This window comes from Arthrobacter sp. SLBN-112, assembly GCF_030944625.1.
GTDB lineage: Bacteria > Actinomycetota > Actinomycetes > Actinomycetales > Micrococcaceae > Arthrobacter.
The window spans coordinates 1043461-1059639 of the sequence record NZ_JAUSXY010000001.1 but is presented as its reverse complement, the minus strand read 5'-3'; the positions used below and the strand labels follow the sequence as shown (position 1 = coordinate 1059639).

General features: G+C 62.6%; 5 protein-coding genes, 3 rRNA genes and 1 pseudogene. 1 reads left to right on the top strand and 8 read right to left on the bottom strand.

Features of this window, described 5'->3' with window-relative positions; genetic code table 11:
• The first annotated feature begins 75 nt into the window (after positions 1–75).
• Positions 76–1068: a hypothetical protein gene (locus QF050_RS04955; protein ID WP_308929424.1), complete on the top strand. Its 993-nt coding sequence runs from the start codon at positions 76–78 to the stop codon at positions 1066–1068.
• 130 nt (positions 1069–1198) lie between these two features.
• On the opposite strand, the gene QF050_RS04950 is transcribed toward QF050_RS04955, so the two are convergent.
• From QF050_RS04950 to QF050_RS04915, 8 genes and pseudogenes are all read right to left on the bottom strand, one after another.
• Positions 1199–2017 (bottom strand): DUF559 domain-containing protein, encoded by an 819-nt coding sequence (locus QF050_RS04950; RefSeq protein ID WP_308929423.1) that lies wholly within the window; start codon positions 2015–2017, stop codon positions 1199–1201.
• A 218-nt stretch (positions 2018–2235) separates the two neighbouring features.
• Positions 2236–4260 carry an NHL domain-containing thioredoxin family protein gene (locus QF050_RS04945; protein WP_308929422.1) on the bottom strand — a complete coding sequence of 675 codons (2025 nt, stop codon included), beginning with the start codon at positions 4258–4260 and terminating at the stop codon, positions 2236–2238.
• Positions 4260–6420: pseudogene (locus QF050_RS04940) on the bottom strand (cytochrome c oxidase assembly protein). Before QF050_RS04940 ends, QF050_RS04945 begins: the two are co-directional and overlap by 1 nt.
• Before the next feature lie 117 nt (positions 6421–6537).
• Entirely contained in the window at positions 6538–6825 is a 288-nt protein-coding gene (locus tag QF050_RS04935) for an HU family DNA-binding protein (protein ID WP_091421683.1), read from the bottom strand.
• A gap of 240 nt (positions 6826–7065) precedes the next feature.
• Positions 7066–7182 (bottom strand): 5S ribosomal RNA (gene rrf, locus QF050_RS04930).
• Positions 7183–7344: 162 nt separating this feature from the next.
• Positions 7345–10474 (bottom strand): 23S ribosomal RNA (locus tag QF050_RS04925).
• 499 nt (positions 10475–10973) lie between these two features.
• Positions 10974–12495: ribosomal RNA gene (locus QF050_RS04920) — 16S ribosomal RNA — on the bottom strand.
• Together the 16S, 23S and 5S rRNA genes form the textbook arrangement of a ribosomal RNA operon.
• A 562-nt stretch (positions 12496–13057) precedes the next feature.
• Positions 13058–16090 carry a glycoside hydrolase family 2 TIM barrel-domain containing protein gene (locus QF050_RS04915; RefSeq protein WP_308929421.1) on the bottom strand — a complete coding sequence of 1011 codons (3033 nt, stop codon included), beginning with the start codon at positions 16088–16090 and terminating at the stop codon, positions 13058–13060.
• Positions 16091–16179: the final 89 nt, after the last annotated feature.

The window sequence follows — 16179 nt, the reverse complement described above, 5'->3', positions numbered from 1 at the left end:
GTGCCGCCCACCGGATAAGGGGGGACGCCAACTTTAGAGTGCGTCCGCACTGCCGTTACTGTAAGAAACGTGCAGATGAGTCAAGCGTTGGTGAGGATCGCGGCCGGATGGCTGCTGGGCCTTATGCTTGCCATCGCCGGAGCCATCGTGGCCATCAACATTGTGAACAACACCGTGGCCAGTCCGCAGCAGCCCGTCAGGGAGTATCTGGACGCGCTGCGGAGCGGTGACGGAGGCCGTGCGTTGGGGATCCTGCGTGCCACTGTCCCGCCCGGAAACGCCGCGATGCTTGACGGCAGCGGCCTGCAGACGGCCGCTTCCCGGCTGTCCAACGTGGACGTCGGCGATCCCGAGGAACGCTCCGGCAACCAGGTGATGGTGCCCCTGGAGTACACGATCGACGGCAGCCGGCTGCACACCGAATTCCTGCTGCAAAAGACCGGCACCGAGTGGCTTTTCTTCAACACCTGGGCATTTGTCCCGTCCCGGCTGCCCACAGTGGACATGACCGTGGTCAACGCCAATGAGGCCACCGTGAACGGTGTTCCGGTGAACATGCCAGGCGGCCGCAACTCCTTTGCCGTGTTCTATCCGGGCGAGTACGAGGCCTCCCTTGACGGGCAGTACTTCGCGGCGCCGGCCACCCGCGCCACAGTCACTTCCAAGGACGCCCCCGTGGCCCCGCTCAACCTGCTGACCCAGGCCACGGACAAGCTGAAGAGCGACGTTGCGGCCAAGGTCCGTGAATTCCTCGACGGGTGCGCGGCGGAGGCCGTCAAGGAACAGAAGCTCCAGCCGGACTGCCCCTTCTACTACGCCAGCAACAACAGGGTCCAGGACGGCACCATCAAGTGGACCGTCACCGAATATCCGGGCGTCTCGGTGGAGCCGTTCGACGGCCGCTGGGTGGTGGCCCCGCTGGACGGCAAGGCCAAGGTGGAGGCGCTCCAGCAGAATGCCTTCACCGGGGCCTGGTACCCCCTCGACGCGGAAGTGGACTTCAGCTTCACCACCCGCCTGGACGTCGCCGGTGACACGGTCAAGGTCACCCCCATGCTGAGCTTCTAGCGCCGGTTTCGGCTTTCGGCGTCACGCCAGGCATGCTTTGGGCGGTGGCAAGTCCCGCAGCCCCCGGCACTCCAGGCCTGCGCCAGCCCTGAGACTGGGAATGCGTGCTCCGCGTGACGCTGGCTTTCCGCTACCGCCGCCGTTTGAGGACAGCAATCACCTGAGCCACCATCTCCTGGGGCCGGTAGACCACGTCGGCGTAGTAGTAGCGGAGGGCCGTATACCCCTGCAGGGCTGACTCATTGTTGCGGCGGTGGTCTTTTTGAACCTGTTTCCAGTCGGCGTGGTGCCGTCCGTCCAGTTCCACGACCAGCCACCCGTCCAGCAGCAGGTCGACATACCCCACTCGTTCCAGATACACCTGAGGTTGCACGTGGATTCCGGCCTGCCGGAAGTAGGTCCGCGCCAGCGTCTCCAAGAGCGAGTCCGCCCCGGTGTCCACCCAGTCCAGAACAGCCCTGGCTGTACCGTTCCGGTTTCCGGGCAACCGCCTGCGCAGGAAATCCACCGTCATGTCGCCACGGGCTACGGCGCACTCCACCATGACCAGTGACTCCGCGAAAGGCAGGCATCGCAGGGCATGGATCAGCACATCCGCCAAGGCGGCAACGGGCTGAAACTGTGGTGGCGGCAGGAGGAGACCGGCATGGTGGGCGCTGTCGCCGCAGACAGCCTCTTGGCGGCGATGATATACGTGGTGTCGTCCGTCGGACGGCAGCGACCACAAGTTGTAGAACGTGGTGGCACTGGAACACGTCAGCAGCTCCCGGTTCCTCAGGACGGCAACCAGGTCCGGAGGCGCCGTCGGAAGCGCGTAGAGCCCGCGGCACGGTTGCCGCAGCCCTCCCCGAACCGCCCGCCTAAGCGCGGCATCATCCACGCCTAACCTGGCCAGGGCGGGCCGCCGCGCTGCTCCGCCACAAACCTCCAGGGCTTTGAGGATATCCATCCGGCCATGCTGGGCTCCCCCTGGCACATTGGGACAGCCGCCGCAGGCCCTATGTGGAATACGGAAGCCCCCGGCGGCGTCACGCGGCGCAGCGTTTGAGGACCTTCCGGCAGCCCGAAGCGCGGAATTGCGGGGCTGCCCGAACCCCGGACACGGGAAAGGCTGCTGCCCGTGACGCGTGGGTCGCGGGCAGCAGCCTTCACAGCATAATTGGTCCGTTAGTCCATGCCGCGGAGGTCCAGGACCAGCTCAGTGTCGCCGTCGGCCTGCAGGACCACCGGGATGCCCCAGTCCTGCTGGTAGAGGTGGCAGGCTGCATGGTCGGGGATCTCGCCGTCCTCGGTTTCGGGTCCGTCGCATGCCGCGGCGCGGGCGGTAATGTGCAGCACGCCCTCGGGGACGTCGGGGGACACCTCAAGGGTGCGCAGCAGCCCCACGGACGTTCCGCCGCCGGACACCAGCAGTTCGGGCGGGGTGGAGGAGATCTTCAGCTGGGTGGGATCGCCCCACCGGTCATCAAGCTTCTGCCCGGTGGGCGCCGTGAAGCGGACCGCCAGCTCCAGCGGGCCCGCCGCCACAGGGCTCTTGGGCCGGTGGGTCTGGGACGCGCCCTCATCCACCTGCTGCGCTTCCTTGGGGATGGGCACGTACACCAGCTGGTGCTTGTTGGCCTCCACCACCACCAGCAGCGGCTCCGAGCCGGCGGACTGCGTGTGGTCCACGATCACGTCGGAGGGCTCGGCGAGGCCACGGGCCAGGGTGGACACCGTACCGGATGCGGGGTCGTAGCGGCGCACGGCTCCGTTGTAGGTATCCGCGATGGCCACGGAACCGTCGGGCAGGACGGTCACGCCGAGTGGGTGCTGCAGCCGGGCCTCGGCGGCGGGTCCGTCGCGGAAACCGAAGTCGAACAGTCCCTTGCCGACGGCGGATTCAACAGTCACCGAGCCGTTCTCGCCAATAATCAGCTTGCGGATGGCGGACGTTTCAGAGTCGGCAACCCAGATGTTGCCGTCGGCGTCCTCGGCCAGGCCGGAAGACTGCGCGAACCAAGCCTCGTGCGCCGGACCGTCCAGCAGGCCTTCCAGCCCGTTGCCGGCCACGATGGCCACGGCGCCGGTCACGGGATCGAAGCTGAAAATCTGGTGCGTGCCGGCCATGGCCACCACCACCGCATTGAGTTTGCGCGACCATACGACGTCCCACGGTGAGCTGAGTGAGACCTCCAGGGGGTGTCCGCCAAGTCGTCCGGTGAAGCCGGCCGCCTCCTCGTCCACCCGTGCCGGGCCGGTTTCCAGCAGGCGCTGGATGCCGTTGCCGGCCAACGTGGACGCTTTGCCGGAGCTGAGGGAAAGTCCGCGGAGGCGGTGGTTCACGGAGTCTGCAATCACGACGTCGTACCCGGCCTTGGCTGCCACGCCTTCCGGAAGCAGCACCAGGCCCTGAGGCTCGTTGAACCGGGCGGTGGCGTCGTCACCGGCGGCCGGACCGTCGGCATGGCCCTTGGTGCCCGAGCCGAAGGTGGCCAGCACGGTCTGGAAGTCCGTTCCCAGTTCCACCAGGCGGTGGTGCCCGGTGTCGGTAACCAGCCAGGAACCCTTGCTGGCCCCATCCGTGGCTGCGGCACCCGCGGAACTTCCGGCGTCGGACGTTCCCGCCACGGCCATGGAGCCGCGGCCCGGCGGCAGGAACAGCGCCTTGCCGGGGAAACGCAGCGTGCCGGAGGTCGCCTCGGGCGCCACGTAGGGGCCGGAACCCCGGTGGAGGGTGCCCTTGGCCTCGTGTTCGGCGATGAGCTCGGGGATCAGCACCGCCAGCCCGTCCGCGTGGCCCTCGCCGGACAGGTGCGCCACGATGTAGCCCTCGGGGTCGATGACCACCAGGGTGGGCCAGGCGCGGGCGGTGTAGGCCTTCCAGGTGTCCAGCTCGGGATCGTCCAGGACGGGGTGGTGGATCTCGTACCGCTCCACGGCGGCGGCCAGCGCCACCGGATCCGCTTCATGCTCGAACTTGGGCGAGTGGACCCCGACGGTGACCAGGACATCCGAGTACTGCTCTTCCAGCGGCCGCAGCTCATCCAGGACGTGCAGGCAGTTGATGCAGCAGAAGGTCCAGAAGTCCAGCAGCACGATCTTGCCGCGCAGGGCTTCGAGATCCAGGCTCTTGCCGCCGGTGTTCAACCAGTTGCGGCCCACCAGTTCGGAGGCCCGGACCCGGGCGTGCGTGCGTACGGTTTCGCTCATCAGCGTCCTTCCAGCTTGTTGCGGTCAGCCAGCTTGGCGTCGCGTTCAGCCAATTTGGCAAACATATCGTTGTAAGCGGCCAGATCGGCGTCGTTATTCCTGTCCGCCGCGCGGTCCACGCGTTTTGTCTCCCGCTGGTCCGACCTGGACCACATGATGGCGACGCCGATCGCCACCAGGAGCGTGGGCACCTCGCCGATGCCCCAGGCCACGGCGCCGCCGGCCTGCTGGTCACCGAGGGCGGATGGTCCCCAGGCCCGGCCCAGGTTGCCGAAGTAGTCCGCCGCCAGCAGGCCTGTGCCGCCCATGATGGAGACGCCGAAGAAGGCGTGAAAGCCCATGGTCGCCAGGAGCAGGAGCAGCCGCATGGGGTAGGGCGCCCTGCGCGGCAGCGGGTCGGTGCCGATCATGGTCAGCACGAAAATGTAGCCGGTGAGCAGGAAGTGCAGGTTCATCAGTTCGTGGCCCACGTGCTCGCGCATCGCGTATCCGAACAGGTCCGAGTAGTAGAACAGCACGATCGAGCCGGCGAAGTTTGCCGCCGCGAACAACGGATGCGTCACCAGCTGCGAGAACTTCGAATGCACAAAGACCATCAGCCACTCGCGCGCGCCGCGGGAGCCGTCACCGCGGGCGGGGAGGGCCCGCAGGGCCAGGGTCACCGGCGCACCCAGCACCAGGAAGATCGGCGCCACCATGGTCAGGGCCATGTGGTCCACCATGTGCGCGGAGAACAGGACGCGGCCATAGACCGACGGCGGCCCTGAGGTTATGTACGTCAGCACCACCATGCCGATGACCCAGTTCACGGACCGGAACCATTGCCAGCTGTCGCCGCGGCGGCGAACCTTTGCCACGCCCAGGAAGTAGGCCACCAGGCCGAAGAGGGGCCACGGCCACCCAGAGCCAGTCCAGGCGCCACTCGGTCAACCAGCGTTCAGGCGTGAGCTCGGGGGGAAGCTCGTAGCCGCTCAGGATGAACGCGGGGGACGCATCCGGCGCCAGGGTGGTTGGCTGCGGCGGCGCCGAACGGCCCAGGGCCACGGCGATGCCGGAGGTGGCTCCCATGACCAGCAGTTCGGCCAGGATCAGCTGCCACAGCACCCGTCGGGAGGACAGGGTGGAGCCCTTTCGGCCGAGCTGCGGGATGACCCACTGCCGGTGCATGAAGCCGATGCCGCCCAGCACCACCGCGCCCGCGGCTTTAGCCAGGATCAGTTGGCCGTAGGCGGATCCGAAGAGGTCTGACCAGCTGGTCACGCGGATGCTGGCGTTGATGATGCCGGAGGCGAAAACCAGCACGAACGCGAAGCCCGCCAGCGTGGAGAAGCGGCGGAGCGTCGGTTCGGTAATGTCTGCTGCCGTCCCGGCCTTGGGCCCGGTGAGGATTCCGGACAGCATTGCCAGGATAATGATGCCGCCAACCCAGGCGCTCACGCCCACCAGGTGCAGGCCCAGCGAGTTGATTGCCCCTTCGTGGTCCGAGGAGCTTGAAGAGTGCCCGATCAGGGCTGCCGGAACCAGGCCGATGAGGGCCAGGATGAGGGTGAGGAACAGCCCGCCGGGGGACCTGACGCCAAAGAGCGCGGTTGTCACCACGGCGGCGATGATGGTGACGGCGAGCCACGCCCGGCCCGTTTCGATGTCCGTCATGAAGTACACCAGGGCCTGGGTGAAGGCGGGGTCCCCGGAGAGTCCCTGGCCGGCGACGTCGGCGTACGTGAGTACCAGGACGGCGATGGCGGACAGTGTCCACACCGCGCCCGCGGCGGCTGCTACGGCCAGGACCCGGGTGAAGGCAGGGTGCTCAGGCCCGGCATCCCGGGAGGTTCCCCGGTCACGGGTGCGGGCGTTGAGGTTCTTGGGGAGGATGCCGACGGCGAAGATCAGGCCGCCGACGACGGTCGCCAGGGACACGTTGTGGATGGCTTTACTGATGGGGAGGCCCCACCGGACGAGGGCGCCGGGATCTGCGACGCTGCGGGCTGCCGCGGCGCCGGAAAAGAGCAGTGCTGCCGTGAGCCCAAGGATGAGGGCTGCAAGTCCTGCCAGCTGCCAGGGCAACGGGATCCCCCTGGTCCCGGCGTCCCGGACCGCGGCTCCCTTGCCAGGTTGGGACTGGGGCGCGGTGGAACGGGGCTTGGCGGCAGAAGACACCATTCCATTGTCCGCTACGCCTGCCCGGGCCGCGAATCCGGCTTAAAGCCAAGGAGCGGCAACCCAGGGGGTTGCCGCTCCTTTTCCCGCCGGCTGTGTGCCGGACAGGGAGATGCTTTACTACTTCTTGCTGGAGACAGCAGCCTTCAGCTTGGAGCCGGCGGTCAGCTTGACGCTGTGGCCTGCTGCGATCTGGATGGTTTCGCCGGTCTGCGGGTTGCGGCCGGTGCGTGCTGCACGGTCGGTGCGCTCCACGGCGAGCCAGCCCGGGATGGTGATCTTCTCGCCGGCGGCGACAGAAGTCTCGAAAACCTCGAACAGAGCGTCGAGGACGGAGTTGACGGCAGCCTGGCTGGTGCCGGCCTTGCCAGCTACCTCTGCAACAAGTTCACTACGGTTCTTAGCCATTTATGTCCTCCTGGACGATTCTTGATTCTGAAGCCTGCACGCGGCATGCGCGCAAGCCACTGTTCGAAAACTTACCAGCTTGGGCCGTTCCGATCCGCAAATTCCGCGTGTTTCCGCGACTTTTTGAGGTTAATCACCGAATTCGGACGCTAAATCCACCCCTTCACGGGGCCTGTTCGGCTGGTGGTGTTTTAAATGTGGGAGGCCCCAACCGTGTGGTTGGGGCCTCGACCAATGATTGTCCGGCGGTGTCCTACTCTCCCACACCCTCCCGGGTGCAGTACCATCGGCGCTGTGGGTCTTAGCTTCCGGGTTCGGAATGGGACCGGGCGTTTCCCCCACGCTATGACCGCCGTAACCCTTGTACCCGTCACCAACCCCGGGGGGTGGTGTGGGAAAACTGTGGTTACAACATTGTGGTGTTGTTATTCAGTTGTTGGTTCGTGCAACCATCCCCTGTGACGGGGTTGTTGGTTGGGAACCACATAGTGGACGCAAGCAGATGTTGTATGTATCTGTGTGGTGTAAGTTGTTGGCCTATTAGTACCGGTCAGCTTCACGAGTCGTTAGTCCTCGCTTCCACATCCGGCCTATCAACCCAGTGGTCTGGCTGGGGGCCTCTCACACCCGAGGGTGTATGGAAATCTCATCTCGAAGCGAGCTTCCCGCTTAGATGCTTTCAGCGGTTATCCCATCCGAACGTAGCTAATCAGCGGTGCACTTGGCAGTACAACTGACACACCAGAGGTTCGTCCGTCCCGGTCCTCTCGTACTAAGGACAGCCCTTCTCAAATTTCCTGCGCGCGCAGCGGATAGGGACCGAACTGTCTCACGACGTTCTAAACCCAGCTCGCGTACCGCTTTAATGGGCGAACAGCCCAACCCTTGGGACCTACTCCAGCCCCAGGATGCGACGAGCCGACATCGAGGTGCCAAACCATGCCGTCGATATGGACTCTTGGGCAAGATCAGCCTGTTATCCCCGAGGTACCTTTTATCCGTTGAGCGACGGCCATTCCACAATGTACCGCCGGATCACTAGTCCCGACTTTCGTCCCTGCTCGAGATGTCTCTCTCACAGTCAAGCTCCCTTGTGCACTTACACTCGACACCTGATTGCCAACCAGGCTGAGGGAACCTTTGGGCGCCTCCGTTACTTTTTAGGAGGCAACCGCCCCAGTTAAACTACCCATCAGGCACTGTCCCTGACCCGGATTACGGGCCGAAGTTAGATGTCCAAAGTGACCAGAGTGGTATTTCAACGATGACTCCACCCGAACTGGCGTCCGGGCTTCAACGTCTCCCACCTATCCTACACAAGCCCACTCCGAACACCAATACCAAACTATAGTAAAGGTCTCGGGGTCTTTCCGTCCTGCTGCGCGTAACGAGCATCTTTACTCGTACTGCAATTTCGCCGAGTTTATGGTTGAGACAGCGGGGAAGTCGTTACTCCATTCGTGCAGGTCGGAACTTACCCGACAAGGAATTTCGCTACCTTAGGATGGTTATAGTTACCACCGCCGTTTACTGGGGCTTAAATTCTCAGCTTCGCCTTGCGGCTAACCGGTCCTCTTAACCTTCCAGCACCGGGCAGGAGTCAGTCCGTATACATCGTCTTGCGACTTCGCACGGACCTGTGTTTTTAGTAAACAGTCGCTTCCCCCTGGTCTCTGCGGCCCCGATCCCCTCCCGGTCGCTAGTACCGTTCAAGGTTGGGGCCCCCCTTCTCCCGAAGTTACGGGGGCATTTTGCCGAGTTCCTTAACCATAATTCTCTCGATCGCCTTAGTATTCTCTACCTGATCACCTGTGTCGGTTTGGGGTACGGGCGGCTAAAACCTCGCGTCGATGCTTTTCTCGGCAGCATAGGATCACCAAATCCCCCCAAACGGGGGTCCCATCAGATCTCAGGCACCATGAGTGGCGGATTTGCCTACCACTCGCCCTACATCCTTAGACCGGGACAACCATCGCCCGGCTCGGCTACCTTCCTGCGTCACACCTGTTAATACGCTTGCCTCCCAGGATCAGGTCCCGCGCTCCACCAAAACCCTCCACCCACAAGGGGTGTCAGGCAGGTCTCGGGCGGTTAGTATCCCCTGTTCAACATGGACGGTTTTTCGCCGGTACGGGAATATCAACCCGTTGTCCATCGACTACGCCTGTCGGCCTCGCCTTAGGTCCCGACTTACCCAGGGCAGATTAGCTTGACCCTGGAACCCTTGATCATTCGGCGGACGGGTTTCTCACCCGTCTTTCGCTACTCATGCCTGCATTCTCACTCGTGTAGGCTCCACCACTGGTTTACACCGCGACTTCACCGCCCACACGACGCTCCCCTACCCATCCAAACACCTGAACCACGAAGGCTTAGTACATGTCTGAATGCCACAACTTCGGCGGTGTACTTGAGCCCCGCTACATTGTCGGCGCGGAATCACTTGACCAGTGAGCTATTACGCACTCTTTTAAGGGTGGCTGCTTCTAAGCCAACCTCCTGGTTGTCTTCGCAACTCCACATCCTTTCCCACTTAGCACACGCTTAGGGGCCTTAGTTGGTGGTCTGGGCTGTTTCCCTCTCGACTATGAAGCTTATCCCCCACAGTCTCACTGCTGCGCTCTCACTTACCGGCATTCGGAGTTTGGCTGACGTCAGTAACCTTGTAGGGCCCATTAGCCATCCAGTAGCTCTACCTCCAGCAAGAAACACGCAACGCTGCACCTAAATGCATTTCGGGGAGAACCAGCTATCACGAAGTTTGATTGGCCTTTCACCCCTACCCACAGCTCATCCCCTCCATTTTCAACTGAAGTGGGTTCGGTCCTCCACGACGTCTTACCGTCGCTTCAACCTGGCCATGGGTAGATCACTTCGCTTCGGGTCTAGATCACGCCACTGCAACGCCCTATTCAGACTCGCTTTCGCTACGGCTGCCCCACACGGGTTAACCTCGCGACGTAACACTAACTCGCAGGCTCATTCTTCAAAAGGCACGCCGTCACCAGAATCAGACTGGCTCCGACGGATTGTAAGCACACGGTTTCAGGTACTGTTTCACTCCCCTCCCGGGGTACTTTTCACCTTTCCCTCACGGTACTGGTCCGCTATCGGTCATTAGGGAGTATTTAGGCTTATCAGGTGGTCCTGACAGATTCGCACGGGATTTCTCGGGCCCCGTACTACTTGGGATACTCTCACAGGCGGCACAAACACATTACGGTTACGGGACTAACACCCTCTCTGGCCGGCCTTTCAAAACCGTTCACCTATGCGCGCACATCACACCCCACCAGCCCGGCAGAACTGGTATGGAAAGTCCCACAACCCCGACCATGCAACGCCCGCCGGCTATCACACATGGAACGGTTTAGCCTGATCCGCGTTCGCTCGCCACTACTAACGGAATCACTATTGTTTTCTCTTCCTGCGGGTACTGAGATGTTTCACTTCCCCGCGTTCCCCCCACGCACCCTATGTGTTCAGGTACGGGTCACCAAGTCACTCGCGCGCTTGGCGGGGTTTCCCCATTCGGACACCCTGGGATCACAGTCCGGTTATCGACTCCCCCAGGCTTATCGCAGATTCCTACGTCCTTCTTCGGCTCCTAATGCCAAGGCATCCACCGTGTGCTCTTAAAAACTTGACCACAAAGATCAAAAAAAATTTCTCGAGAGAACCATGAAAACCGTCCACACCCAAAGATGCGGCCAGATCCAGGTTCATATTCTTGGAAATTGCTTCTTATACAAGATGCTCGCGTCCACTATGTAGTTCTCAAACAACAACCCCAAACCACACACCCCACACACAAGCCCACAACAAAGGAGCCACCATGCATGATCGGTGCAGCCAGGAAACCAGAAACAAAGTCCCACCAACAACCCCCACCAAAGGAGGCCGCCAACAGTCCTGTTGCCTCAGGACCCAACAGTGTGCCAAACACTAAACCGCGCCATCCCCCACCCACCGTTCCAGAACCATCACTGGCCCGTACTAGAGAAGAAGAAAACACCACGGCCGCTATTCATTGATATTCCACCCTTGAGCACCCGCCACGAAACACTCGTCCGTGAAACGGGCCTTTACTCCTGACAACCCCCACCACCAACATGCGTCAGCAGCAGAACATTGTAGGTGCTCCTTAGAAAGGAGGTGATCCAGCCGCACCTTCCGGTACGGCTACCTTGTTACGACTTAGTCCCAATCGCCAGTCCCACCTTCGACAGCTCCCTCCCACAAGGGGTTAGGCCACCGGCTTCGGGTGTTACCAACTTTCGTGACTTGACGGGCGGTGTGTACAAGGCCCGGGAACGTATTCACCGCAGCGTTGCTGATCTGCGATTACTAGCGACTCCGACTTCATGGGGTCGAGTTGCAGACCCCAATCCGAACTGAGACCGGCTTTTTGGGATTAGCTCCACCTCACAGTATCGCAACCCTTTGTACCGGCCATTGTAGCATGCGTGAAGCCCAAGACATAAGGGGCATGATGATTTGACGTCGTCCCCACCTTCCTCCGAGTTGACCCCGGCAGTCTCCTATGAGTCCCCACCATCACGTGCTGGCAACATAGAACGAGGGTTGCGCTCGTTGCGGGACTTAACCCAACATCTCACGACACGAGCTGACGACAACCATGCACCACCTGTAAACCGACCGCAAGCGGGGCACCTGTTTCCAGGCGTTTCCGGTTCATGTCAAGCCTTGGTAAGGTTCTTCGCGTTGCATCGAATTAATCCGCATGCTCCGCCGCTTGTGCGGGCCCCCGTCAATTCCTTTGAGTTTTAGCCTTGCGGCCGTACTCCCCAGGCGGGGCACTTAATGCGTTAGCTACGGCGCGGAAAACGTGGAATGTCCCCCACACCTAGTGCCCAACGTTTACGGCATGGACTACCAGGGTATCTAATCCTGTTCGCTCCCCATGCTTTCGCTCCTCAGCGTCAGTTAATGCCCAGAGACCTGCCTTCGCCATCGGTGTTCCTCCTGATATCTGCGCATTTCACCGCTACACCAGGAATTCCAGTCTCCCCTACATCACTCTAGTCTGCCCGTACCCACCGCAGATCCGGAGTTGAGCCCCGGACTTTCACGGCAGACGCGACAAACCGCCTACGAGCTCTTTACGCCCAATAATTCCGGATAACGCTTGCGCCCTACGTATTACCGCGGCTGCTGGCACGTAGTTAGCCGGCGCTTCTTCTGCAGGTACCGTCACTTTCGCTTCTTCCCTACTGAAAGAGGTTTACAACCCGAAGGCCGTCATCCCTCACGCGGCGTCGCTGCATCAGGCTTGCGCCCATTGTGCAATATTCCCCACTGCTGCCTCCCGTAGGAGTCTGGGCCGTGTCTCAGTCCCAGTGTGGCCGGTCACCCTCTCAGGCCGGCTACCCGTCGTCGCCTTGGTAGGCCATTACCCCACCAACAAGCTGATAGGCCGCGAGTCCATCCAAAACCACAAAAGCTTTCCACCAACCACCATGCGATGGAAGGTCATATCCGGTATTAGACCCAGTTTCCCAGGCTTATCCCAGAGTCAAGGGCAGGTTACTCACGTGTTACTCACCCGTTCGCCACTAATCCAGGAGCAAGCTCCCTTCATCGTTCGACTTGCATGTGTTAAGCACGCCGCCAGCGTTCATCCTGAGCCAGGATCAAACTCTCCGTTGAAGTAAAACAGACACAACCACGACCACCGGAAATAACGGCAACCACGACTGCACAAAATTTGAAACCAGCTGTAAAAACCATGCCACCACGGGGTGGCGACACAGCCAAAACAACCAATCAATAAAACAATTGGTATCAACAAACTTGGCACACTATTGAGTTCTCAAACAACAGACACACCCAGCACCACCACAACCCACCAAGGGCCGCAGATCGCTCCGGAGCAACTTTCCAAACTTACCCGAACCCATGAAGCTTTGCAAACCCGCGTTACCGCGAACCCGCAACTCCACAAACAGGACCCCCACCCTACTCAGCGCGCAACATACCGCACCATTTTCAGGCCATTCAGAAGGGGTTTGGCCGCTATCTTTCCGCATCAGCGGCGGCGACTCAGAAAACAATACACGCCCACCAACCCCGCCGCAAATCAGAGATTACGAGCTCCGCACGCCGCTGGAAACCGCGCATTTCCGCGGTTTCCAGCGGCGCATGCCAGGCTCCCACCCCACTTGCGGCGGGTCTGGGGTCTATGTTGGGTGACTCACATTCCGCAGCGGCTTTAGCCGAGGACGCGGAAGATGACGTCGAACTCAGCGTCACGGGGCTTCAGCCGGTATGGCTCCAGGACACCGGGTCCACACGCTGCAGTCCCCACACCCCGCCGGGCATGATCAAGGTAAACGTAGCTGCGTCCGTCGGGAACCAGGTCGGGACGGTGCCTGGCGGCCGCGAGTACACCCAGGCCATAGGGCCTGACAGTCAGGGCAAAAGGTTTTCCGGAGAGATGCAGCTGCTTGCCGCCGGTTTCCAGAACCGCGTGCCGTACGCCGCCGCGCGCCCCGGATTCCTGCGGCCGGACGTAGTCCACGTCCAAGCCGGCAAGTGGCAACTCGAACCACCCCGTTCGCGCGCCCTGGCCGGTGTCCGGGTAACTCTGGTGCGGACCCTGCCCGAACCAGTTCACCGTAGTTGTCCCGGTCCCCAGGACGAGCTCCAGCCCGATCCGTGCCCATTCGACGTCGAAGCCGGCGTTGACCCAATCCCCTACGGGCTTGATGCGGGTGCGCAGTGCCAGTTCGCCGGAGTTGCTGGTCCACAGGTAATCGACCAGTATGCCGTACTGCTTGTCCGCGGCGCCGACGCGGGTGCTGACGCGGAGTCGCTCGCCGCCGTCTGCCGCGGGTTCCGCCGTGATGCCCAGCAGGCGTGTGTGGAGGCGGTCAAGTCCTGCGTCCTTCCACTGGGTGGCAAGCGGCCGCTCGTCGGTGCTCCCCCATTCCCGGCCCAGGTCGTTGTCAGTGGGTGGCCACCACAGGACCAGCCCCAGCTTGTCGACGGGAAGGCCACCAATGGACGTGGGCATGCCAGTGGCCCGGCTGAATCGGGCGGGACCAAGCCTCAGCTCGTCGTCCGTGACCTCGACTCCGTCCCCGGCGGGCAGCCCAGGATCCTGTGCCGCAATGCGGCCCCCCTGGCCCCAGGCGACCTCGTGGCCGGCCCTGGCCCAGGCCGTATCGGAGGCAAGCACGGCGCTAACGGTCAGCACCGCAGCCTGGCTGGACGCCGGCGCGGCCGCGTACCCGGCAACTTCCGCCGGCAACTCCACAACTGTTTCGGACTGCGGCGCTACGGGCGCAACGGCCACTGACCCCTCAAGCCGGATGTCGCCGTCGGTCTCAACTTTGTACTGGAAGCTGAAAGCGGACGTGTCCGCAAAGTCCTGGCCATTGCGTACGGCGAAGCTGGCCCAATCCTGCCCAACCTCTATGTGCAGCGGCTCAATGACCTTCTTGAAGTCCAGCAGCCCGGGGCGGGGCTTGCGGTTGGCGTCAACCAAGCCGTCGGTGACGAAGTTTCCATCATGGATCTCTTCACCAAAATCCCCGCCATAGGCGAAGTGTTCGCCCCCATCGGGGTCCCGCACGGTGATGCCGTGTTCCAGCCACTCCCAGACGAAGCCGCCCATCAGCCGCGGGTACTTCTCGAACAGTTCCTGGTATTCGCTCATGCCGCCGGGCCCGTTGCCCATGGCATGGACATATTCGCAGAGCACGAACGGCATGGCGCGGCGCCGGGCATCCAGTTCGGCATTCTCGAGTGCCGGTTCGATTCCCTGGCCGATCAGCGCCGTCTCGGCCTGGCTGGCGTACATCCGGGAGTAGACGTCCACGTCGGGCGATGACCAGTCGCCTTCGTAGTGGATGGGGCGCGACGGGTCACGGTCCTTGGCCCAGCGTGACATGGCCGCAAGGTTCCGGCCGGTGCCGGCCTCATTGCCCAGGGACCACATGATGACCGAAGGATGGTTCTTGTCGCGCTCCACGGTGCGCTGCATCCGGTCCACCAGGGCTTCTTCCCATTGAGGATCGTCGCTGGGGTTCTGCGCCCATCCGGCCCCCACGAATCCGTGGGTCTCAAGGTCGCATTCGAGGACCACGTAGAACCCGAGCTGGTCGGCCAGGGCCAGGAATTCCGGATGCGGCGGGTAGTGCGAGGTGCGGATCGCATTGATGTTGTGCTGCTTCATCAGCCGCAGTTCGGCTTCCACCACGTCCCGCGGCACCACGCGGCCCAGCCGGGGGTGGTGCTCATGCCGGTTCACACCGCGGAGCAGGATGCGCCGGCCGTTGACCTTGAACTGGGCGTCTTCGATAGTGATGCTGCGGAAGCCCACCTGCAGGGAGGCGGTCTCGCCAGGGGTGCTGACGGTGGCGTCATACAGGCGCGGCTCTTCCGCTGACCACGGCTCGACGCCCGGTATAGCCTGTTCAGTGGCGGCGGGCAGTTCCAGGCCGAGTTCCGGGATGCGTACGACGGCGTCAACCACCTTTCCGGCCCGGGTCACCTCGACGCGCAGCGTGCCGTGCCCCGTCTTGTGGTCGTAGTCTGCATGGACGAAGAGATCGTCGATGCCGTCCGTGGGCCGCGCCTGGAGGGTTACGTCCCGGAAGATCCCCGGGAGCCACCACATGTCCTGGTCCTCCACGTAGCTGGCGGCGGAGAACTGGGCCACCCGCACCGCCAGGGTGTTGGTGCCTTCCACCAGGATGCCGGACACGTCGAATTCGTGGGCCAGCCTGCTGCCGCGGGTAGTTCCGAGTTCCACCCCGTTCAGCCATACCGTCCCGGCGGAATCAATGCCGTCGAACCGCAACAGCGCGTGCGGGAGAAACTCGGGGCCGGCTTCAAAGGTCACCAGGTGGTCCCCGATGGGGTTGGCTTCCTGGACGAACGGCGGTTCCACGGCAAAGGGGAACTGGACATTGGTGTACGCCGGGGAGCCGTGGCCGTGCATGCTCCAGCTGGAGGGGACGGGCAACGGAACGAAGCCGGCCGGGTCCTTTCCGTGCTGCCACCCGTCATTAGGCGCAGTCCGGATTCCAGGGCTCAGCCTGAACTGCCAGTCTCCGTTCAGCGACAGCTTGGGAGCGTCAGTTGCGAGGTACGAACGTGCGGGCAGGCTTCCCCTTCCCGGCGCCAGCGAGGCCAGCTCCCGGACCCCTTCCTGGCCAAGCTCCAGGTTGGGGGTGGAGTTCGCGGCGCCGCGGGAGTCCTGGCCGCCGGCAGTTGCGGCGGGGATGTGGAGTGACATGGGTTTCCTTGCTGCAAGTGTCTGGGATTGAGCGGCGTGAACGTTCACGTGATTGCGCTTAAAGCCTATCCGTTACCTTCGTTTTTGAG

Bases quoted from the DNA above. Each gene is read 5' to 3' on its own strand.
- QF050_RS04935 (WP_091421683.1), bottom strand. From the start codon at position 6,825: ATGGCTAAGAACCGTAGTGAACTTGTTGCAGAGGTAGCTGGCAAGGCC.
- QF050_RS04955 (WP_308929424.1), top strand. From the start codon at position 76: ATGAGTCAAGCGTTGGTGAGGATCGCGGCCGGATGGCTGCTGGGCCTT.
- QF050_RS04950 (WP_308929423.1), bottom strand. From the start codon at position 2,017: ATGGATATCCTCAAAGCCCTGGAGGTTTGTGGCGGAGCAGCGCGGCGG.
- QF050_RS04945 (WP_308929422.1), bottom strand. From the start codon at position 4,260: ATGAGCGAAACCGTACGCACGCACGCCCGGGTCCGGGCCTCCGAACTG.
- QF050_RS04915 (WP_308929421.1), bottom strand. From the start codon at position 16,090: ATGTCACTCCACATCCCCGCCGCAACTGCCGGCGGCCAGGACTCCCGC.